Origin of the sequence: Hydrogenophaga sp., from assembly GCF_036675665.1 — a bacterium.
In the GTDB taxonomy this organism is placed as follows: Bacteria; Pseudomonadota; Gammaproteobacteria; order Burkholderiales; family Burkholderiaceae_C; genus Hydrogenophaga.
In genome coordinates this window covers 49,680-70,686 of the sequence record NZ_JAKFEO010000010.1, presented here as the reverse complement: position 1 = coordinate 70,686, position 21,007 = coordinate 49,680, and the positions used below count along the sequence as shown (strand labels likewise).

Genomic DNA, 21,007 nt, shown 5'->3' with positions numbered 1-21,007 from the left:
CTCCTCGCGGGCTCGCGAACGCGGTGCGCTCTGCTCCGCGGCTGTCCCCCGGACCGGCTGCGCCGGTCCTCCTCCTTTATGCCGCTGCGCAGAGCACACCACGCCCGCGAGCCTGAAGTGACGTTGGAGTGAACCTTGGCGAGCGCAACGAGGTCATCGGCGGCCACGGGGCACGGCGCAGCGAAATAAAGGAGGAGGGGGCCAAAGGCCCCCGGGGGACATTCGCGGAGCCGTGCCCCGTGGTCGCCGACGACCGGACCAGCCGGAGAAAAACTCAGACCACCCCGGAAAACATCATCACGTCCACCGCATCGCCCACGGCAACATTGCCCTGTTCGTGGTGCAACACGATGAGACCATTGGCCTCGACCATGGAGCTGAGAACCCCCGAGCCCTGGTTGCCGGTGATGCGAACCGTGAGCGAACCGTCGGCCGCCTTGCTGACAATGCCGCGCTGGTATTCGGTGCGCCCAGGCTTCTTGCGCAGCGGCTCCAGACTGTGTGCCTGCAACAGAACCGGCGCCGTCGCCGTGCCGCCCATGAGCCGCTGCAGGGCAGGGCGCACGAATGCGAGGAATGTGACCATCACGGCCACCGGGTTGCCAGGCAACCCGAACAACACAGATGATTTGCCAGCCTCCGTGATGCGGCCCACCGCCATCGGGCGGCCGGGTCGCATCGCGATGCGCCAGAAGGCCACGTCGCCCAGCTGTTTCATCATGGCCTTGGTGTGGTCGGCCTCGCCCATGCTCACGCCGCCGCTGGTGATGATCGCGTCGGCCTGCACGGCAGCGGTGCGGAAGGCGGCTTCGAGCAGCGCCGGCTCGTCGGGCACCACGCCCATGTCGATCACGTCCACGCCCATGCGCTTGAGCAGTCCAAAGACCGTGTAGCGGTTGCTGTCGAACACCGCACCTTCGCGGATCGGTTCACCCAGGGTGAGGATCTCGTCGCCGGTGGAGAAATACGCCACCTTGATGCGGCGGAACACCGTCACTGTCGGCAGACCCAGGCTGGCGATCAGACCGAGTGCGGCAGGACCCAGCGTCTGGCCCTTGCGCAACGCCGGCTGACCGGCCATCAGGTCTTCGCCGAGCAGTCGGCGGTTGTCACCCGCCTTCACCGCGCCGGGTGGAATCTCGACCGCGTCGCCCTCGATCTTCACGAATTCCAGCGGCACCACGGTGTCCAGTGCGGCCGGCATGATGGCGCCGGTCATGATCTTCAGGCACTGGTCGGTGCCCAATGCGCCCGCCCAGGCCTTGCCGGCGAAGGCAGTACCGGCCACGCGCAGCTTGAGCGGCTGGCCCGGCTTGAGCAACTGGCTGTCGAAGGCGAAACCGTCCATGGCCGAGTTGTCGTGCGGTGGCACGCTGATGGGCGAGATCACATCAGCGGCCAGCGTGCGGTCCAGCGCCTCGAACACGCCCACCTCTTCGGTCGCGGTCACGGGCTCCACCAGTCGGTCCAGGAAATCGTTGACCCGGTCGGCGCTCAGGGCCTTGGGGTCGTAGCCCTGCAGTTCCGCTGCGATCTGCTCCATCGACTTCATGGGATCAGCTCTTTTCCAGCGCGTGCAACTCGGCCAGGGTGTTGGTGTTGTGGAAGGCCCGTGGGTCGTCACCGGGCAGATTGAACGGCACGATGACGGTCTTGTGCTTCGCTGTCCACTGGTCGATCTTTCGGCCGCCCGCTTGCGTGAAGACCACCAGGCTCTCCAGCAACTCCACGCGCATCAGGCAGAACACCGGCTGCGGGCGCAATTGCCCGTCTTCCTCGGGCGCGGCGGCCATGGCGATCTCGGTGCTCTCGTCTTCAAAGGCCCGCGCCAGGCGTCGGGCCAGATCGAAGGGAAACAACGGCGTGTCGCACGGCACGGTGAGCATGTAGGGTGTTTCGCACCGCTCCAGGCCGGTCATGAAACCCGCCAGTGGCCCCGCGAAGTCGCTCATGGTGTCGGGCCACACCGGTGCACCAAAGGCCTCGTAGGCGGCCAGGTTGCGGTTGGCGTTGAGCATGAGCTCACCGATCAAGCCGCCTTCCTGCATCTGCAGGCGCAAGACCGTGTGCAGCGCCAGCGGCGTGCCGTTGAAGTTCTGCAAGCCCTTGTCGAGCCCGCCCATGCGGGAGCCGCGGCCCCCGGCCAAGACGAGAGCTGTGATTTCGTTGGTGTGGATCAAAAGTGGTTCCTGTCAAAGAGGTCTCTTGTCCGGGCCACGGGCGTGGTCCCCCACGGGGGAAGACGCGAAGCGGCGCAGGGGGGCATTTGCATCAGCCACCGATGTAGCTCATTTCGACGCGGCGGGTGCCGGTCGATGCGTCAGGCGGCAGGCTGGCGCGGAGCTCCGAATACCGGTCGCTGCGGCCTTGCCAGATGGCCGCAATCGCACCGGCCAATTGTTTGTCGGTGGCACCGCCGCGGATGAGTGGTCGCAGGTCGTGGCCTTGACTGGCAAACAGGCACAGATAGAGCTGCCCTTCAGTGGACAGACGGGCGCGGTTGCAGTCGCTGCAGAAAGCCTGGGTCACGCTGCTGATCACGCCGATCTCGCCCGAGCCATCGGCATAGCCCCAGCGCTCGGCGGTTTCGCCCGGCGCGGCGGCACCCAGCTGCACCAGAGGCAACTCTTGATGGATGCGCTGCACCACCTCGGCGCTGGGCAGCACCTCGTCCATGCGCCAGCCGTTGGTGGCACCCACGTCCATGTATTCGATGAAACGCAGCACGATGCCCGTGCCTTTGAAGTGGCGCGCCATCGGCAAAATTTCGTGGTCGTTGGTGCCGCGCTTGACCACCATGTTGACCTTGATCGGACCCAGGCCCGCGGCCTGCGCGGCCGCTATGCCCTCGAGCACGTCGGCCACGGGAAAGTCCACGTCGTTCATGGCGCGAAAGATGGTGTCGTCCAGGCCGTCCAGGCTCACGGTCACGCGCTGCAGGCCCGCGGCCTTGAGCGAAGCGGCCTTGCGTTTGAGCAGCGAGCCGTTGGTGGTCAGCGTGATGTCAAGCGGCTGGCCTTCGGTGGTGCGCAGGGCGGCCAGTTGCTCGATGAGGATTTCCAGGTTCTTGCGCAGCAGCGGCTCGCCACCGGTGAGGCGGATCTTCTGCACGCCGTGTGCCACGAATTGGGTGGCCACGCGGGTGATTTCTTCGAAGGTCAGCAGCGAACTGTGCGGCAGGTAGGCGTAGTCCTTGTCGAAGATTTCCTTGGGCATGCAGTAACTGCAGCGGAAATTGCACCGGTCGGTGACGCTGATGCGCAGGTCGCGCAGCGGGCGGCCCAGGGCATCGCCTAGCAGGCCAGTGGGAGCCACCGGCACGGTGGGAATGCGCGCCACGGTGTTGACGAGGCGCTGATCGATCAGGGGAATGACACGTTCGGACATCCGGTCATTATCGATGACACCCTGCGGGGTAGCGCAGGGCCGCGGCCTCAACCCGCCCCGACACGCGTGTACTGGTCGGCGTTGCGCTCCAGCCAATGGCTTGAGAGATCGCTCGACTGCTGGTTGGGGTGGAAATCAGGCCGGAAATAGGCACGCCAGGGTTTGAAGCTGTTGCTCAGCAAACCCTCGCGTCCGAGCAGATGCCGGGCCGCGCTGCGCCAGGTGGACCAGCGCCACAGTGTGCCGTCGCGGTGCAGGTTGAGCGCGGTCTGGCGCAGGGCATCGGTGAGGAAGAACACCGTCACGCGGCGCATCCACTTCACGCGCCAGGCGTGGCTGCCGCCCAGTGCCTGGTAGACGTCGAACGCGGTGCTCTTGTGCTCGGACTCCTCGGCGCTGTGCCAGAGCCAGAGGTTCTTCAGTCGTGGCTCGGTGTGGTTGAACACTTCGGGATGCGAGAGCATCCATTCGGCGAACAGGGCCGTGAAGTGTTCATTGGCGGCGGTGATGGCCAGGTGGTGGCGCGGATCGGCACCCGCCAGCACTTTCATGCGCTCTTCGATGCGGGGCCCCCAGGTGTTCACCAGCCCGTGCCGTTCGATCTGCGCATTGAACAGCGCGTGGATGCGCCGGTGCGTGGCCTCCTGGCCCACGAAGCCTTGCACCTCGGCTTGCCATCGGGCCTGCTCTTGCGGCGACAGGGTCTTGGCACCGTTGCGCACCGAGTCCAGAAAGAACTGTTCACCCACGGGAAAACTCATCGACAGGGCGTTGAACCACGCCGTGAGGAAGGCATCGTTCGCGCACCAGTGGCGCGCCACGGGTGGTTCCAGATCGATCAGGAGGCGGCGGACGACGAGTTCGGTCATGGTGGGATCGGGTGGATGTTTTCAAGGTGGTACGCGTTGGTACCAAAACGCGATGGTGCGCGTCGAACGCGGGTCTGTCAAGGTCGAGCGCCTAAGATCCGTGCTCATGAAGCCGAAGAACACCCAGGGCCCCGAGGAAGTGCCCAACGAACACCGTGCACGCCTGCTGCAGGCCATGGCGCACGTGGCCGCCACGCAGGGGTTGGCGGCCACCTCCATTGCCGCGGTGGTGGCCGAGGCCGGGGTTTCCAAACGCACGTTCTACGAGCATTTCGCTGACAAGGACGCGTGTTTTCTCGAGCTCTACCGCGCTGCCAGCGCGTCGGCCCTGCGCACGCTGCGCGAATCGGTGCAGCCCGAGCGTCCCTGGCAAGACCAGGTGGAGCATGCGCTGGGTGCCTACCTCGCGCACCTGGCGGCCGGACCGCAACTCATCCGCATGTTGTTCGTGGAGATCCACCATCTCGGGCAGGCCGGTGCGAGCGTGCGCCGCGAGGTGATGCAGCACCTGGCCGACTACATGCTGGAGACGATCAACGCGCAGGCATCGGTGCTCACCCCCACCATGGCGATGGCAGCGGTGGGGGGCATCCACGAGCTCGTGTTGCAAGCCATCGAACGCGGCGAGGCGGCGCAACTGGAGCGGCTCACGCCCAGCACCAGCGCCGTGGTGCGCCTGCTCGCGGGTGGGCCGCCTGCGCCCGACATGAAGAAAAACGGCCCGCCGAAGCGGGCCGTCTGAGCCATCAGGGCGCGGATCAGGTCGCCATCGGCAGCAGCGGCACGATCAGCAGCGCCACGATGTTGATGATCTTGATCAGTGGGTTCACGGCCGGGCCGGCGGTGTCCTTGTAGGGGTCGCCCACGGTGTCGCCGGTCACGGCGGCCTTGTGCGCCTCGCTGCCCTTGCCGCCGTGGTGGCCGTCTTCGATGTATTTCTTGGCGTTGTCCCAGGCACCGCCGCCGGTGCACATGGAGATGGCCACGAAGAGGCCGGTGACGATGGTTCCCATGAGCAGGCCACCCAGGGCCTTGGGGCCGAGGAACACGCCGACCAGGATCGGCACCACCACCGGCAGCAGCGAGGGGATCACCATCTCCTTGATGGCGGCCGTGGTCAGCATGTCGACGGCGCGGCCGTACTCGGGCTTGGCCGTGCCTTCCATGATACCGGGGATCTCCTTGAACTGGCGGCGCACCTCCACCACCACCGCACCGGCGGCGCGGCCCACGGCTTCCATGGCCATGGCGCCGAACAGGTAGGGAATCATGCCGCCGATGAACAGGCCGACGATGACCATCGGGTCGCTCAGATCGAAGGTGATCTGGTGGCCGTAGGTTTCCAGCTTGTGGGTGTAGTCGGCGAACAGCACCAGCGCGGCCAGGCCGGCGGAACCGATGGCGTAGCCCTTGGTCACCGCCTTGGTGGTGTTGCCCACGGCGTCCAGCGGGTCGGTCACGTCGCGCACGCTGCTGGGCAGCTCGGCCATTTCAGCAATGCCGCCGGCGTTGTCGGTGATGGGGCCGTAGGCGTCCAGCGCAACCACGATGCCGGCCATGCTCAGCATGGCGGTGGCGGCGGTGGCTATGCCGTACAGGCCGGCCAGTTGGTACGAGGCCAGGATGCCGACGCAGACGAACAGCACCGGCCACGCGGTGGAGCGCATGGACACACCCAGGCCGGCAATGATGTTGGTGCCGTGGCCGGTGGTGGAGGCCTGTGCGATGTGCTTGACCGGCGAGTACTGTGTGCCGGTGTAGAACTCGGTGATCCAGACCAGCGCGGCGGTGAGCAACAAGCCCACGGCGCAGGCGCCGAACAGACGCAGCTGGCTGCCGGTGGCGGTGATGGCGTTGTCCGGGATGATCCAGGCGGTGACGAACCAGAAGGCAATCAGCGAGAGCACGCCGGCGATGGCCAGGCCCTTGTAGAGCGCCGGCATCACGTTTTTCATGCCGGGGCTGGCCTTCACGAAGAAACAGCCCACGATGGATGCGAGGATGGACACGCCACCGAGCACCAGCGGGTAGAGCACGGCCTGCATGGGCGCGGCGGCGACCATGAGCGCGCCGAGCACCATGGTGGCGATCAGCGTGACGGCGTAGGTCTCGAACAGGTCGGCTGCCATGCCGGCGCAGTCGCCCACGTTGTCGCCCACGTTGTCGGCGATCACGGCCGGGTTGCGCGGGTCGTCTTCCGGAATGCCGGCCTCGACCTTGCCCACCAGGTCGGCGCCGACGTCAGCGCCCTTGGTGAAGATGCCGCCGCCCAGGCGCGCAAAGATCGAGATCAGCGAAGAGCCGAAGGCAAAACCGATCAGGGGGTTGAGCAACTTGGCGAGGTCCTCGACGGGCGTCAGGTTGCCGTTGCCGACCAGAAACCAGAAGAACCCGGCCACGCCCAGCAGGCCCAGACCCACCACCAGCATGCCGGTGATGGCGCCACCGCGGAAGGCCACATCGAGTGCCGGGCCAATGCCCCGGGTGGCGGCCTGTGCGGTGCGAACGTTGGCGCGCACCGAGATGTTCATGCCGATGAAGCCGCATGCACCCGAGAGCACCGCACCCAGCACGAAGCCGATGGCGGTGGTGGTGCCGAGGAAGAATCCAATGAGGATGGTGATGACCACGCCCACGACCGCGATGGTCTTGTATTGCCGGGCCAGGTAGGCCGCCGCACCGGTTTGAATGGCCTCGGCAATTTCCTGCATGCGGGCGTTGCCCGCGTCCTGAGAAAGAATCCAGCTGCGCGACCAGAAACCGTATGCCACGGCCACGAGCCCACAGACCAACACGAATATCAGCGCTGATTGACCAACCATTGAATCGCTCCTCGTTGTTTCGACTTGGAAGGGGCAACGCCTCCGGGGTGCCCCCGCTGCGTTGCTTCCTCGCTGCCGGTTGCGCTGCGTTGCACAGCGTTGAAACAGGGCGATTGGCCAACATGGCGAATTTAGCGGCAATTCATGATGCGCATGTGAAAGCCGGCAGAGAAGTCAGCTTCGAATCAGTAAAATCAGGGTAAATCCTAGGCGTGCCGGTCGCATGAGACACGCCAGATGCCTCTCCAGAAGGCAGCAGGCCTGCACCGGCTGCTTCAGTTTTCAACCAACCTCCCTCGAACAACATGTCCCTCGACAACGTCACCGCTGGCAAAAACGTGCCCGAATCCTTCAACGTGATCATCGAAATCCCGATGAACGCCGATCCGATCAAGTACGAAGTGGACAAGGAAACCGGCGCGATCTTCGTGGACCGTTTCATGAGCACGGCCATGCACTACCCCACCAACTATGGGTATGTGCCCAAGACCATTTCGGGCGACGGTGACCCGGTCGACGTGCTGGTGATCACGCCCGTGCCCCTGATTCCCGGTGTTGTGGTGCCGTGCCGCGCCATCGGCATCCTGAAAATGCAGGACGAAGCCGGGGAAGACGGCAAGGTGCTGGCGGTGCCGATCGACAAGGTTCTGTCGATCTACACCCAGTGGCAGAAGCCGGAAGACCTGAACCCGATGCGTCTGAACACCATCCAGCACTTCTTTGAACACTACAAGGACCTGGAGCCGGGCAAGTGGGTCAAGGTGATTGGCTGGGAAGGCAAGGACGCCGCCCACAAGGAGATCGTGGACGGCATGGCCGCCTACGAAGCGAACAAGGGCTGATCAGTCTGCGGCGGCTTCGATGTCGCCGCGGTATTCGATCTTGCCGCGCACCCGGGCTCGCGGGTGCATGTCGATCAGCTCGTCGTAGCTCGCATCGCCCAGCAGGGTGGCCGAACCGGCAATCTCCAGCGCCTTGCGCGCGATCACGGTCCCGGTCACCTTGCCTTCGATGAACACGTAGTCGGCTTCCAGCCGGGTGTTCTCGATCACGCCGGTGGCGCCCACGTGCAGGGTGCCGCCGTTCTCAAACGTGATGTTGCCCTTGAGCACGCCATCGATCTTGATGCCCTGGTCCCGGCTGGCGTGGAAGTGGCCTTCAAAGACCGAGCCCTCGGCGATCAGGCTGGTGATGGCGCCCAGCCGTTCGGCAGGCACCAGGCGGGTGGCGGTGGGTTGTTGGCTCATGGCTTGAAGGCTCCGGAAGGGGTTGGAAACGGTGTTGTGGAGGCGGCTCTGCTCAGGGCCGCCAGCCACTGGCCAGCGGCAGCAGCCACAAGACCACCAGGCTGACCGCTCCCGCCACCATCAGCAGCGCCAGGCCGTAGCGCCAGAACGCCCAGGCCAGCCAGCGTGCCCACCGGCGTCGGCGGCCCACACGCTGGTCGCGTTGCCAGCTGGCACGCAGCGCGGTTTGGCGCAGTGTCTCGGAGTCGGGCACGGCGCAAGGCGGGGCAGGGCGCTGGGGCAGCACGGAATCGGGACACGGTGGCTGCGGCTCAGCGCACGGTCTGGGGCGGGTTGGCCCGCTCCAGCGTGGCATTGAGGTCGGCACCATTGACCTGGATGCGGCCATACCGCACCAAACCCTGCACGCGGGCCGTGTCGTGCAGCGATACCTCGCCCTGGCCCGCGTCGAGGATGCCGTCGGTCTGCCCCATCACGGAAATTTTCTGTGCGGTGATGTCGCCCTTGACCCGTCCGGTTTCCGTGACGACCACCGACACCTCGGCGCCCTGGTCCTGCATCAGGTTGCCCTCCAGCAGTCCGGCGATGCTGCACGGGCCGCGCAACACGGCGTTGCCCACGAAATGCATGCCGTCGGCCAGCATGCTGCGCCCGGGCACGCCTTCGGCGTTCTGGTTCACGTCCACGGACACGTTCAGGGGTTGAAGCACCGGGATGGTGGCCGACTGCAAGGGCGGCAGGGCATTGCCCACCGGCACTTCAAGCGTGGTGGTCGGGTGCGGTTGCGGGTCTTGCTCGTCACCCTGCGCTGTGTCGTTGGACGAATTCACCCAGGGATAGGGGCCTTGGTCGGCGTCTTGGTTCATGTCGGGTTTCCCGGTTCGCGTGCCGCTGCCTGGGGCAACGTTCAGGTGGGGTCGGCCAGCACGTCGTTGAGCACGGGCAGGTTGTCCCCGAGTTTGAGGGTCTTGAAGGGGCCTTGCAAGTTGGCACCGTCGTAAAGCTGCAGGCGCCTCGCCATGAGCGTGCCGGTGGACACGCCGGTTTTGGACACATAGGCCATGCCCTGGCACTCCAGGCTGGTCTCGACCGCGCTGGCGCCGGCGGCCCCCAGGTTGCCGAACAGGTAGAGATCGCCCAGCACACGGATGCGTCCGCGCACGACCCCACCGGTCCAGATGATCAAAGGACCGTTGACGCGGATGTGGCCCGAAATCTCACCTTGCACCAGCAGCCCGCCGTTGAATTCCAGCTCCCCCTGCAGCTGGCCGCCTGCCGCAACGCGGTTGACGACGTTCATCGCCACCGGGTCGATCGTCAACGTGTCCTGAGGTGTTTTCAGTTCCATGGCCAGCGCCCCATCCAGCTCACAGGCACCCAGCCCATGGCGGGCAGCAATGTGATTGCCCATATGAGCGCACTGCCCAGCAGCATCAGGAGGCCGACGAGCGCAATGAGCAAGGCATGGCGTTCCAGCCAGCGGCGCAAGCGCCTGGGTCGGCGCCGGGGTTGTCCGGCGGGTGTGTCGAGATGGTCGAGGACGGCCCAGCTGCGCCAGCCTTCGCTCAGATCAGCGCTGCCATCGGCAAGAGAGACTTCCAGCCCCTGCGTGGACACACTTGCCGGGCCTTGGCGGCGCCCCAGCAGCACCGAGAAGGGCGCGCCCACGATGGTGTGGGTGAAGAAGGCGTCGGTTTCGTCCATGGCGACCGAGTTTAGCGGGGCACCGCGCAACGCCAGCGCTTCACAACTCCGTGACGGGCGGTGCCACATCACGCACCGCCAGGCCCGGCTTGAGCGGGTTGCGTTGGGCAAGGTGGTCCATGTATTGGCCGATGCCCTGGCTCTCGCGCTCCAGGAAACGTTCGACCGCCTCGGCAAACGACGGGTGTGCGAGCCAGTGCGCGCTGGTGGTCTTGACCGGGAGCAGGGCGCGCGCCATCTTGTGTTCGCCCTGGGCGCCGCCCTCGAAGCGCTGGAAACCGTGCTCGATGCACCAGGCCAGCGGCGCGTAGTAGCAGGCCTCGAAGTGCAGGCAGTCGACGCGCTCCAGGGCGCCCCAGTAGCGACCGTACGCCACGCGGGCCACGTCGTCGATGCCGATCAGGCTGCAGGCAATGGCCTGGCCTTCGCGCTCGGCGACGAAGAGCAGCCAGTGCTGCGGCATGGTCTGCGCCACGCGGCGGAAGAAATCGCGGTTGAGGTAGGGCGCGTTGCCGTGTTCGAGGTAGGTGCGTTCGTAGCAGCGGTAGAAGAACGCCCAGTCGGCGTCAGCAATGTCGGCCCCGCGTGACCAGCGAAACGTGACACCGGCTTCGGTGACCTTGCGCCGTTCCTGGCGGATTTTCTTGCGCTTCTCTTGCTGCAGGCTGGCGAGGAAGTGCTCGAAGCTGGTGAAAGGCGCGTCAAAGGTTTCGCCGCCGGGCCGTCCCAAGGCGAAACGAGCCCCCCCGGGGGGCAGCGAACCCAACGCAGTGGGGAGCGTGGGGGCTACGTTCTTCCAGTGGAACTGCACCGTGTGGCGCAACATCATGCCGGCGTCCTCGCAGGCAGCGATGTCTTTGGGTTGCCCAAAGAGCAGGTGGACCGACGACAGGTCTTCCTCGCGCACCCGCTGGATCAGGGCCTTGACCAGGGCGGTGCGCGCCCCGCCGTCGCGCGCAAGCAGCCGCGCACCGGGCACTGGCGTGAACGGCACGGCCACCAGCGCCTTGGGGTAGTAGTCCAGGCCGTGTTGCGCATAGGCGTTGGCCCAGGCCCAGTCGAACACGTACTCGCCATACGAATTGTTCTTGAGGTACATCGGGCAGGCAGCGTGCAGTTCGTTGCCCCGCCAGAGCGTCACGAACTGCGACTGCCAGCCCGCGCGCGGTTTTGCACTGCCACTCTCGTGCATGGCCACCAGGTACTCGTGGCGCATGAACGGGCTCGGGTCGGACTCCAGCGCCAGCAGGGCGTTCCATGCGGACGCTTCGATCTGCGACGGCGATGAAAAGACCCGGGTGACATAATCGATTTCAGTCACTTGCAGCTCCTGCACACAGCGAGCTCAAAGCCCATTCCGCAACGTTTTCAGACCCCATGACTCTTTCCATTTGCGTGGCCCAGCTCAACTTCGTGGTGGGCGACATGGCGGGCAACGCCCGAAAGATGATCGATGCCGCCGAAGCGGCCCACGCCCGCGGCATGAACCTGCTGCTCACGCCCGAACTGGCCCTGAGCGGTTACGCCGCCGAAGACCTGTACCTTCGGCCCGCGTTCATCGATGCCTGTGATGATGCCCTCAAAACCGTGGCGGCCGGTACCGCCCACCTCAAAGGCCTGCACATCGTGGTGGGACACCCGGCACGGCCCTCGGCGGCAGCCGGACAGCGGCGCGAACGCAGTGTGTCGGTGGCCCATCTGCACAACGCCGCCAGCGTGTTGCACGCCGGGGCCGTGACCCACACCTATGCCAAGCGCGAGCTGCCCAACTACCAGGTGTTCGACGAACGCCGCTACTTCGTGCCGGGGCATGAGACCTGCGTGTTCGACGTGCTGGACAGCGATGGCAAGCCGGTGCGCGTCGGCCTGCTGATCTGCGAAGACGCGTGGTTCGATGGCCCGGCTGCGGATGCCAAGGCCGCTGGCGCCGAGGTGCTGGCCGTGATCAACGCATCCCCGTTTCACGCCGGCAAGGGCGGCGACCGCGAAGCCGCCATGCGCGCTCGCTGCCAGGCCACGGGCTTGCCGCTCGTCTACGCCCACCTCGTGGGTGGACAGGACGAGATCGTGTTCGAGGGCCGCAGCTTCGTGCTGGCGGCCGACGGCGCGCTGGCTGGGCGCGCGGTGAGTTTTGAAGAGACGCTGTTTGACGCTGCCTTCACACGGCAGGGTTCCGGCTGGCAGATCACCGCCGACGCCGACCGTGCGCACAGCCCGGAGGCCGACCTGTGGCACGCGCTGGTGCTGGGTGTGCGTGACTACCTGGGCAAGAACGGGTTCCCCGGCGCCATCCTCGGCCTGTCCGGCGGCATTGATTCGGCCCTGGTGCTGGCCATCGCGGTCGATGCGCTGGGCAAGGACCGCGTGCGCACGGTCATGATGCCCTCGCCCTACACGGCCGACATCTCGTGGATCGACGCGCGCGACATGGCCGCACGCCTGGGCGTGCGCTACGACGAGATCGGCATCGCGCCGCAGTTCGAGGCCTTCAAGGCCAGTCTGGCCAGCGAGTTCGCGGGGCTGCCCGAGGACACCACCGAAGAGAACCTGCAGGCGCGCATCCGTGGCACGCTGCTCATGGCCTTGTCCAACAAGTTCGGCAGCATCGTGCTGACCACCGGCAACAAGAGCGAGATGGCCACCGGCTACTGCACGCTCTACGGTGACATGGCCGGTGGCTTCGCGGTCATCAAGGACGTGGCCAAGACCATGGTCTTCAAGCTGGCCCGCTGGCGCAACGCGCACGACCCCTACGGCACCGGTGCCAACCCGATCCCCGAGCGCATCATCGTGCGCCCACCCAGCGCCGAGCTGCGCCCCGACCAGAAAGATCAGGACAGCCTGCCCGAGTACCCGGTGCTCGACGCGATCATCGAGCGCTACATGGAGAACGACCAGAGCCCCGAGAGCATCGTGGCAGCGGGCTTCGGGCGCGCGGACGTGGACAAGGTGGTGCGCCTGATCCGCATCAACGAGTACAAGCGCCGCCAGGCGCCAGTGGGCATCCGCGTGACCCACCGCAGCTTCGGCAAGGACTGGCGCTACCCCATCACGAGCAAATACCGGGCTTAAGTCCGCTGCAGTTTCAGCACAGCGCGCATTTCCCCGACCTCGATGCCCGCAGCGTTCTTCAACGGCGGAGGAATCAGACTGGCCAGCGCGGCATGGCTCTGGACATCGAGCCAACCCAGTTGCTCCAGTGCCGAGACGAAGGCCACCATCAGCGGTGCCAGCTGACCGTCGCTGCACTTGGCCGCGATGCCGATGCCACGGCTGAAGCTGGCCAGCGCCTGCACGCCGTCGGCCCCCACCTTGCTCACCCAGTCGCCGCGCCCCGCGCGCATCAACGCCAGGTCGTTGCGTCCCTGGCCGCTCACGAGCTCGGGATGCTCGCTCATGGCGCGTGCGACGCGTCGGGGTGCCTTGCCGTAGACCGGATCGGGCTCGGTCAGCGTCAGGCGGGCAAAGGCATGCGCCAGCGAACGCAGGGGCAGGGCGTAGTTGGGCGCGCTGCAACCGTCGGTGCCACGCACGAGCCGGGTCACCGGCACGCCCGAGAAATGGCTCACGCTGCTGGCGATCGCCAGTTGCACGGCATGTCCGACGTCGAGATAGCCGCCCTGCGGCGCGCCCAGCGCATGGGCCAGCAGCAGCATGCCGGTGTGTTTGCCCGAGCAGTTGTGGTGCAGGCGGTTGAAGCGCGCACCGGGCTCAGGCGTGACACCGTTGGTGCTGAAAAAGAAGGGCACATGGCTGCCGCAGGCCAGGCTGGATTCACCCGCGCCTATCCTGGCCAGCAGCGCCGCAGCGCGCTCCACGTGCATGGGTTCACCGCTGTGGCTGGCGCAGAGCAGGGCCACGTCGGCGTCGCTGAGGTCGTAACGCTCGGCTGCCTGAGCGATCAGCGGCATGGCCTGGAAGGGCTTGAGCGATGAGCGGGTGAAGAGCGGCGAGTCCACATCGCCCACGCTGGCCAGCAACTCGCCCTGCGCGTTCACCACCGCCAGCGAGCCGTGGTGGATGTTTTCCGGGTGGCCGCCGCGGTAGGCGACCGTGATGGGCACGTGGCGGGGCAGGGCGTGTGAATTCATGTCATGTGCGAGTGCTTGGGTTGACTGTGCAGTGTACGAACAGCGCAGAGAGCCTTGGGCATAATGAAACGACAACGCCCTTACCCAAAGCCACGCCCTGGAGACATTGCATGAAACAGATCACCGCCGTCATCAAGCCTTTCAAGCTGGAAGAGGTGCGCGAGGCGCTGGCCGAGCAGGGCGTGACCGGCCTGACCGTGACCGAGGTCAAGGGCTTCGGCCGGCAGAAGGGCCACACCGAGCTCTACCGCGGCGCCGAATACGTGGTCGACTTCCTGCCCAAGGTGAAGGTGGAGGTGGTGGTGAAGTCTGGTGACGTGGAACGCTGCGTTGACGCGATCATTCGGGCAGCCCGCACCGGCAAGATTGGTGACGGCAAGATCTTTGTGACGTCGGTCGAGCGTGTGGTGCGCATCCGCACCGGGGAAGAGGACGAAACCGCCGTCTGAACGATCAGATGGCTTCGATGCGGGCTTGCGGCGCCATGCCGGCGGCCTGCACCAGTTCGGACAGCAAGGTGGCCATGTCCGCGTCGACGCGGATCAAGTCCATCTGTGCGTCACCCATGAACTGCTGCTCCACGCTGGAGCGCATGAAGGCCATGAGGCCGTCGTAATAGCCTGCCACGTTGAGCAGACCCACCGGCTTGTCGTGGTAGCCGAGTTGGCGCCAGGTCCAGGCTTCAAAGAACTCTTCAAACGTTCCGATGCCGCCGGGCAGGGCCAAAAATGCGTCGGCCTTGTCGGCCATCAGGCGTTTGCGCTCGTGCATGTTGTCCACCACGTGCAGCTCGGTGCAGCCGTGGTGGGCCCACTCCCTTTCGACCAGCGCTTTCGGGATGATGCCAACCACTTGACCACCGGCGGCCAGGGTGGCGTTGGCGACGATGCCCATGAGGCCATTGCTCCCACCGCCGTACACCAGTTGACCGCCATGCTGACCGATCCATTGGCCCACGGCACGCGCCGCGTCGGCGAATGCGGGTGAGGTGCCCGGGCGGGAGCCGCAGTAAACGCAGATTGAGAAGCTGGGTTGTCTCATCGGCTGGATCCTTGTCGTCAAACCCACCGAGTCCAGACCGCCGCCAGCCAGATGCCCACACACAGCACCAGGCTGAGCAACACAGCCGCACTGCCCATGTCCTTGGCGCGTTTGGACAGGTCGTGCCATTCCGGGCCGATGCGGTCGATGGCGGTTTCAATCCCGGTGTTGAGCAGTTCGACCATCATCACCAGCATCACCGAGCCCGCGAGCAAGGCGGTTTCCACCCAGGTTTGACCGATCCAGAAGGCCAGCGGAATCATGACGACCGACGCCATGGCCTCCTGACGGAAGGCGGTCTCGCCCCAGCCTGCGCGCAGTCCGGCCAACGAGTAACCGAAGGCGTGCCACATGCGGGAGACGCCGCTGCGCAGCTTTTGCGCGTTCACCGGTTCCCGGTCTGGGTTGAGGCTCATGTTGTCAGCTCCACCAACGCCGAGGTTTGCCGGTGTCTTCCACCGGCTTGAAATGAATCAGACGGGTTCCTGCCAGGGCGTCGTGCAGGAACTGGCGCTGGGCATGAAAGCGCGACAGCAGCGCCCAGATGACGACCCAGCCCACCAGCAGCACCGAGAGCTGCTGACCCGACAGGTGCATGAGCCCTGCCACCGCCAGCGGCGGCAGCAGCCACAGCCACGACAGGACGTAGCGCCACAGCGCACGGCCCTGCGTCAAGGCATTGCCATGGCGATCGACCACGCGGATGTGCCAGGTTTTCATGGCCAGAGTCTGACCTTTGGCCCAGAACCAGCCGAAGTAGATGCCGAACGCCACGAACACCAGCGCCTGCTGCAGATGGCGGTTGTCCAGGGCGTTGCCTGACTCGGTGAACGACGACAGCACGTAGCTCGTGGTGAACAACACGCCCACCAGAAACACCACGCCGAACATCAAGGTGCCTTCATAGAGCCAGCAGGCCATGCGCCGGCGAAGGGACGGCGCCATGAGGTCCAGGGCAGCGCCCGCATCAGTGGGTGTGGTGGAGGGGGATGGGAGGGAGATGGACATGTGTGGACGGGAAATTCGGCCCATTGATCGCAACCGCGAATTGTCGCATTGGAGCCAAGACGCCAGCTTTTGAGGGCGTTGCGCCGGTATCGGCTTGGCTGGGCGCGTGTTGCAGTGCGATAATCCACGCTGCACTTCAAAACACGGCAAACGGATCAGGGTCCGGCGGGGTATGTGCCCGCTCATGGCCACTGGTCTCAAGTCTCGACACCGCCCCACAAGGGTTGGTCAAGAGGCACCCAAGGTATTTCGTCAGAGAAATTCTCGAAAGGTTCATCATGGAAATCAACAAGGCCGAACTGGCCTCGGCCGCTGCCGCCACCGGCGCAGCCACCCAAGAACTCCGCGGCGCAGAAATCCTCATCAAGGCCCTTCAGGCCGAAGGGGTCAAGTACATCTGGGGCTACCCAGGTGGTGCTGTGCTGCACATCTACGACGCTTTCTACAAGCAGGACACCATCCAGCACGTGCTGGTGCGCCACGAGCAGGCGGCCGTTCACGCGGCCGACGGTTATGCGCGCGCCACCGGTGACGTGGGCGTGGCGCTCGTTACCTCGGGCCCTGGCGTCACCAATGCCATCACCGGCATCGCCACCGCCTACATGGACAGCATCCCGATGGTGATCATCACCGGCCAGGTGCCCACGGCCGCGATCGGCCTGGACGCCTTTCAGGAGTGCGACACCGTCGGCATCACGCGCCCCATCGTCAAGCACAACTTCCTGGTGAAGGATGCGCGCGACATGGCCATGGTGATGAAGAAGGCCTTTCACATTGCGCGCAGTGGCCGTCCCGGCCCTGTGGTGGTGGACGTCCCCAAGGACGTGTCCTTCAACAAGGTGCCCTACACCGGCTACCCCGAGTCGGTCGAGATGCGCTCGTACAACCCGGTGCGCAAGGGCCACGGCGGACAGATCCGCAAGGCCTTGCAACTCTTGCTGGCGGCCAAGCGACCCTACATCTACACCGGCGGCGGCGTGTTGCTCAGCAACGCCACGAACGAGTTGCGCACGTTGGTGAACATGTTGGGCTACCCCGTCACCAACACGCTGATGGGCCTGGGTGCGTACCCGGCGTCCGACCGCAAGTTCCTCGGCATGCTGGGCATGCACGGCACGATCGAAGCCAACAATGCGATGCAGAACTGCGACGTGCTGCTGGCCGTGGGCGCGCGTTTTGACGATCGCGTGATCGGCAACCCAAAACACTTCGCGCAGAACGAACGCAAGATCATCCACATCGACATCGACCCGTCGAGCATCTCCAAGCGCGTCAAGGTCGATGTGCCGATCGTGGGCGATGTGAAGGACGTGCTCACCGAGCTCATCAACATGGTGCGCGAGAGCACCACCAAGCCCGATGGCAAGGCGCTGTCCGCATGGTGGGACACCATTGAGGCATGGCGCACCAAGGACTGCCTGAAGTACGACCGTGGCAACACCGACGTGATCAAGCCGCAGTACGTGGTGGAAACGCTCTGGAACATGACCAAGGACGCCGACACGTACATCACGTCGGATGTGGGGCAGCACCAGATGTGGGCCGCGCAGTATTACCGCTTTGACGAGCCGCGCCGCTGGATCAATTCCGGGGGGCTGGGCACCATGGGCGTGGGCATTCCCTACGCCATGGGCATCAAGCTCGCCAAGCCCGACAGCGAAGTGTTCTGCGTGACCGGCGAAGGCTCGGTGCAGATGTGCATCCAGGAACTCTCCACCTGTCTGCAGTACAACACCCCGATCAAGATCGTGGCGCTGAACAACCGTTACCTCGGCATGGTTCGGCAGTGGCAGGAGATCGACTATGAAGGCCGGTACAGCCACAGCTACATGGACGCACTGCCCAACTTCGTGAAGCTCGCCGAGGCCTATGGTCACGTCGGCATGCTGATCGAGCGTCCGCAGGACGTGGAGGGCGCTCTTCGGGAGGCGCGCAAGCTCAAGGACCGCACCGTGTTCATGGACTTCCGCACCGACCCGACCGAGAACGTCTTCCCCATGGTCAAGGCCGGCAAGGGCATCACCGAGATGCTGCTGGGTTCCGAAGACCTCTGACCCCCCGCGAAGCAGCGGTCGCCCGCTGCTTCATCCCCTCAGACGAATCTATTGCCCGCCGAGCCTGCGCATTACCGTGCGCAGGGGAGGGCGGCGAAAAGAGGAATCGCACATGAAACACATCATCGCTGTCTTGCTGGAAAACGAACCCGGGGCCCTGTCCCGCGTGGTTGGCCTGTTCTCTGCCCGTGGGTACAACATCGAGTCGCTCACCGTGGCGCCCACCGAAGACCCCAGCCTGTCCCGCATGACGATCCAGACCACCGGGTCGGACGACGTCATCGAGCAGATCACCAAGCATCTCAACCGCCTGATCGAGGTGGTCAAAGTGGTCGATCTCACCGAGGGTTCCTACACCGAGCGCGAGCTCATGATGGTGAAGGTGCGCGCGGTGGGCAAGGAGCGCGAAGAGATGAAGCGCATGGCCGACATCTTCCGCGGCCGCATCATCGACGTGACCGAGAAGAGCTACACGATCGAGCTCACGGGTGACCAGACCAAGAACGATGCGTTCCTGGAGGCCATCGACCGCTCTGCGATTCTCGAAACAGTGCGCACCGGTGCCAGCGGCATCGGACGCGGCGAGCGCATCTTGCGCGTGTAAATGGAATCACCCCTGCGCCGCTTTGCGGCTTCCCCTCAAGGGGGCGGCGCCTGTGGCCCGGCAAAGCCGGTTCCACGGCGCCAACTGAACTGAACCCCTGTCCCGCTAACATCGCTTGTTTTTTCAAGATTTCAACTGGAGCAACTCATGAAAGTTTTCTACGACAAAGACTGTGACCTGTCCCTGATCAAGGGCAAGACCGTGGCCATCATCGGCTACGGCAGCCAGGGCCATGCACATGCACAGAACCTCAACGACAGCGGCGTGAAGGTCGTGGTCGGCCTGCGCAAGGGCGGCGCCTCGTGGGACAAGGTCGGCAAGGCCGGCCTGAACGTGATGGAAGTCAACGACGCGGTGAAATCGGCCGACGTGGTCATGATCCTGCTGCCCGACGAGCAGATCGCCGAGGTCTATCACCAGAACGTGGCTCCCCACATCAAGCAGGGCGCATCGCTCGCCTTCGCTCACGGCTTCAACGTGCACTACAACCAGGTCGTGCCGCGTGCCGATCTGGACGTTTGGATGGTGGCGCCGAAGGCCCCTGGTCACACCGTGCGCAACACCTACACCCAGGGTGGCGGTGTGCCCCACCTGGTCGCCATTCACCAGGACAAGAGCGGCAAGGCGCGTGACCTGGCGCTGAGCTACGCCATGGCCAACGGTGGCGGCAAGGCCGGCATCATCGAGACCAACTTCAAGGAAGAGACCGAGACCGATCTGTTCGGCGAGCAGGCCGTCCTGTGCGGTGGTGCGGTCGAGCTGATCAAGATGGGTTACGAGACGCTGGTGGAAGCTGGCTACGCGCCCGAGATGGCCTACTTTGAATGCCTGCACGAGCTCAAGCTCATCGTGGACCTGATCTACGAAGGTGGCATCGCCAACATGAACTACTCGATCTCGAACAATGCCGAATACGGCGAGTACGTGACCGGCCCCGAAGTGATCAATGCCCAGAGCCGCGAAGCCATGCGCAACGCCTTGAAGCGCATCCAGTCCGGTGAGTACGCCAAGATGTTCATCTCGGAAGGCCGCACCAACTACCCCAGCATGACGGCTCGCCGCCGCCTGACCGCCGATCACCAGATCGAAGTGGTCGGCGCCCAGCTGCGCGCCATGATGCCCTGGATTGCCAAGAACAAGCTGGTCGACCAGACCCGCAACTGAGCGGTCTTGCGCAGGCCTCTGATGGCCTGATCGCGTGAATCTGCCCGAAGCAAAGGCCACCTTGGTGGCCTTTGTTGTTTCTGCGCGCAGGGGGCACTGCCTTACACTGCACCTTTGAATCTTGCGAGGTGGCCTCTGGCGCCCTTCAACACAAATCTCATGCACGACGGTTCCGATCCCCAGCATATCCAGCACGAAGACCGGCCCAAGCGTTCCAAGGGCATTTACATGGTGCCCAACATGATCACGCTGGCCGCCCTCTTCGGTGGCTTCTACTCGGTGGTCATGGCCATGAACGGTCGCTACGACCTGGCCACCGTGGGCATCTTCGTGGCCATGGTGCTCGACAGTCTCGATGGGCGCGTGGCCCGCATGACCAACACGCAGAGCGCCTTTGGTGAGCAGATGGATTCACTCTCCGACATGGTGTCCTTCGGCGCGGCCCCCGGCCTGATCGCCTATGAGTGGACCTTGAGGGATCTGGGCCGCTGGGGCTGGATCGCTGCCTTTGTGTATTGCGCCTGCGCTGCGCTGCGCTTGGCCCGCTTCAACGTCAACACCGGGGTGGTGGACAAGCGCTACTTTCAAGGTCTTCCTTCGCCGGCGGCGGCAGCCTTGGTGGCGGGTTTCATCTGGCTGATGGCCGAGCTGGAGATACCCCCTCAGGACGTCACCTGGGTCATGTTCGCCATCACGCTCTACACCGGATTGACCATGGTGACGAACGTGCCCTTTTACAGTTTCAAGGACCTGAGTCTGCGCAAGAGCGTGCCGTTTGCAGCCATCGTGCTGGTGGCGCTGGCCATTGCCGTGATCAACATTCACCCACCGACGGTTTTGTTTGGCCTGTTTGTGGTGTATGGCCTGTCCGGCTACGCGGTGTACTTCTGGCGCAAGGCCAAGGGCCGCCCCACCAGCGTGATCAGCACTTCCACCGATGAGCCTGATGAGCGCGGGCTGCACGACTGAGAGTCGCGTGGCAGCAGGTTTGTGATACAGTTTGCGGCATGAGTTTT

The 21,007-nt window shown here is 64.9% G+C and carries 23 protein-coding genes; 8 read left to right on the top strand and 15 right to left on the bottom strand.

The window, feature by feature from the left end; translation table 11 throughout:
- Positions 1–274: 274 nt before the first annotated feature.
- The 4 genes from moeA to V6M63_RS06490 all read right to left on the bottom strand — a co-directional run bounded on the left by moeA (position 275) and on the right by V6M63_RS06490 (position 4,256).
- Positions 275–1,552, bottom strand: coding sequence for a molybdopterin molybdotransferase MoeA (gene moeA, locus V6M63_RS06505; protein WP_332740656.1), 1,278 nt, complete (start codon positions 1,550–1,552; stop codon positions 275–277).
- A 4-nt stretch (positions 1,553–1,556) separates the two neighbouring features.
- A complete protein-coding gene (gene mobA, locus V6M63_RS06500; protein WP_332740654.1) occupies positions 1,557–2,180 on the bottom strand; it encodes a molybdenum cofactor guanylyltransferase MobA in 624 nt (207 codons plus the stop codon).
- A gap of 91 nt (positions 2,181–2,271) precedes the next feature.
- Entirely contained in the window at positions 2,272–3,387 is a 1,116-nt protein-coding gene (moaA, locus tag V6M63_RS06495) for a GTP 3',8-cyclase MoaA (RefSeq protein ID WP_332740652.1), read from the bottom strand.
- Positions 3,388–3,434: 47 nt separating this feature from the next.
- Positions 3,435–4,256, bottom strand: a complete 822-nt coding sequence (locus V6M63_RS06490) for a metal-dependent hydrolase (RefSeq protein WP_332740650.1) — start codon at positions 4,254–4,256, stop codon at positions 3,435–3,437.
- 106 nt (positions 4,257–4,362) lie between these two features.
- On the opposite strand from V6M63_RS06490, the gene V6M63_RS06485 reads away from it, so the two are divergent.
- On the top strand, positions 4,363–4,998 hold the full coding sequence (locus tag V6M63_RS06485; RefSeq protein WP_332740648.1) for a TetR/AcrR family transcriptional regulator: 636 nt from the start codon (positions 4,363–4,365) through the stop codon (positions 4,996–4,998).
- A gap of 16 nt (positions 4,999–5,014) precedes the next feature.
- Here V6M63_RS06485 and V6M63_RS06480 read toward each other — a convergent pair whose 3' ends face one another.
- Entirely contained in the window at positions 5,015–7,078 is a 2,064-nt protein-coding gene (locus V6M63_RS06480; protein ID WP_332740646.1) for a sodium-translocating pyrophosphatase, read from the bottom strand.
- Positions 7,079–7,383: 305 nt separating this feature from the next.
- Here V6M63_RS06480 and ppa point away from each other — a divergent pair, with 305 nt between their 5' ends.
- Entirely contained in the window at positions 7,384–7,920 is a 537-nt protein-coding gene (ppa, locus tag V6M63_RS06475) for an inorganic diphosphatase (RefSeq protein WP_332740644.1), read from the top strand.
- Here ppa and V6M63_RS06470 read toward each other — a convergent pair whose 3' ends face one another.
- From V6M63_RS06470 to V6M63_RS06445, 6 genes are read right to left on the bottom strand one after another with little or no spacing between them, the layout of a single operon-like run.
- Positions 7,921–8,325: a bactofilin family protein gene (locus V6M63_RS06470; RefSeq protein ID WP_332740642.1), complete on the bottom strand. Its 405-nt coding sequence runs from the start codon at positions 8,323–8,325 to the stop codon at positions 7,921–7,923.
- A gap of 52 nt (positions 8,326–8,377) precedes the next feature.
- Positions 8,378–8,578, bottom strand: a complete 201-nt coding sequence (locus tag V6M63_RS06465) for a hypothetical protein (RefSeq protein WP_332740640.1) — start codon at positions 8,576–8,578, stop codon at positions 8,378–8,380.
- A gap of 58 nt (positions 8,579–8,636) precedes the next feature.
- Positions 8,637–9,191, bottom strand: a complete 555-nt coding sequence (locus tag V6M63_RS06460; RefSeq protein WP_332740638.1) for a bactofilin family protein — start codon at positions 9,189–9,191, stop codon at positions 8,637–8,639.
- A 41-nt stretch (positions 9,192–9,232) separates the two neighbouring features.
- Positions 9,233–9,673 carry a bactofilin family protein gene (locus V6M63_RS06455; RefSeq protein ID WP_332740637.1) on the bottom strand — a complete coding sequence of 147 codons (441 nt, stop codon included), beginning with the start codon at positions 9,671–9,673 and terminating at the stop codon, positions 9,233–9,235.
- Positions 9,664–10,029, bottom strand: a complete 366-nt coding sequence (locus V6M63_RS06450; RefSeq protein WP_332740636.1) for a hypothetical protein — start codon at positions 10,027–10,029, stop codon at positions 9,664–9,666. The genes V6M63_RS06455 and V6M63_RS06450 overlap by 10 nt, the downstream gene beginning before the upstream one ends.
- Positions 10,030–10,069: 40 nt before the next feature.
- On the bottom strand, positions 10,070–11,350 hold the full coding sequence (locus tag V6M63_RS06445; RefSeq protein ID WP_332740634.1) for a GNAT family N-acetyltransferase: 1,281 nt from the start codon (positions 11,348–11,350) through the stop codon (positions 10,070–10,072).
- A 56-nt stretch (positions 11,351–11,406) separates the two neighbouring features.
- On the opposite strand from V6M63_RS06445, the gene V6M63_RS06440 reads away from it, so the two are divergent.
- Entirely contained in the window at positions 11,407–13,101 is a 1,695-nt protein-coding gene (locus tag V6M63_RS06440) for an NAD+ synthase (RefSeq protein ID WP_332740632.1), read from the top strand.
- On the opposite strand, the gene V6M63_RS06435 is transcribed toward V6M63_RS06440, so the two are convergent.
- Positions 13,098–14,120 carry an asparaginase gene (locus tag V6M63_RS06435; RefSeq protein WP_332740630.1) on the bottom strand — a complete coding sequence of 341 codons (1,023 nt, stop codon included), beginning with the start codon at positions 14,118–14,120 and terminating at the stop codon, positions 13,098–13,100. The two genes, V6M63_RS06440 and V6M63_RS06435, sit on opposite strands and share 4 nt — an antisense overlap.
- A 110-nt stretch (positions 14,121–14,230) precedes the next feature.
- Between V6M63_RS06435 and V6M63_RS06430 the strand changes: the two genes are divergently transcribed.
- Positions 14,231–14,569, top strand: a complete 339-nt coding sequence (locus V6M63_RS06430; protein WP_332740628.1) for a P-II family nitrogen regulator — start codon at positions 14,231–14,233, stop codon at positions 14,567–14,569.
- Between the two features lie 4 nt (positions 14,570–14,573).
- Here the strand turns inward: V6M63_RS06430 and V6M63_RS06425 are convergent, their stop codons facing one another.
- The 3 genes from V6M63_RS06425 to V6M63_RS06415 are packed head-to-tail and all read right to left on the bottom strand — an operon-like array spanning position 14,574 to position 16,169.
- The gene (locus V6M63_RS06425; protein ID WP_332740626.1) at positions 14,574–15,161 is read right to left on the bottom strand and encodes a TIGR00730 family Rossman fold protein; all 588 of its coding nucleotides are present in this window, start codon (positions 15,159–15,161) and stop codon (positions 14,574–14,576) included.
- Between the two features lie 17 nt (positions 15,162–15,178).
- Positions 15,179–15,577, bottom strand: coding sequence for a diacylglycerol kinase (locus tag V6M63_RS06420; protein ID WP_332740624.1), 399 nt, complete (start codon positions 15,575–15,577; stop codon positions 15,179–15,181).
- 4 nt (positions 15,578–15,581) lie between these two features.
- Positions 15,582–16,169 (bottom strand): RDD family protein, encoded by a 588-nt coding sequence (locus tag V6M63_RS06415; protein ID WP_332740622.1) that lies wholly within the window; start codon positions 16,167–16,169, stop codon positions 15,582–15,584.
- Between the two features lie 278 nt (positions 16,170–16,447).
- Here V6M63_RS06415 and V6M63_RS06410 point away from each other — a divergent pair, with 278 nt between their 5' ends.
- The 4 genes from V6M63_RS06410 to pssA all read left to right on the top strand — a co-directional run bounded on the left by V6M63_RS06410 (position 16,448) and on the right by pssA (position 20,960).
- Positions 16,448–18,223 (top strand): acetolactate synthase 3 catalytic subunit, encoded by a 1,776-nt coding sequence (locus tag V6M63_RS06410; RefSeq protein ID WP_332740620.1) that lies wholly within the window; start codon positions 16,448–16,450, stop codon positions 18,221–18,223.
- Positions 18,224–18,335: 112 nt separating this feature from the next.
- Positions 18,336–18,827 carry an acetolactate synthase small subunit gene (ilvN, locus tag V6M63_RS06405; RefSeq protein WP_056274670.1) on the top strand — a complete coding sequence of 164 codons (492 nt, stop codon included), beginning with the start codon at positions 18,336–18,338 and terminating at the stop codon, positions 18,825–18,827.
- Between the two features lie 147 nt (positions 18,828–18,974).
- The gene (gene ilvC, locus V6M63_RS06400) at positions 18,975–19,991 is read left to right on the top strand and encodes a ketol-acid reductoisomerase (protein WP_056274667.1); all 1,017 of its coding nucleotides are present in this window, start codon (positions 18,975–18,977) and stop codon (positions 19,989–19,991) included.
- Between the two features lie 159 nt (positions 19,992–20,150).
- Entirely contained in the window at positions 20,151–20,960 is an 810-nt protein-coding gene (gene pssA / locus V6M63_RS06395) for a CDP-diacylglycerol--serine O-phosphatidyltransferase (RefSeq protein ID WP_332740616.1), read from the top strand.
- Positions 20,961–21,007 lie beyond the last annotated feature (47 nt).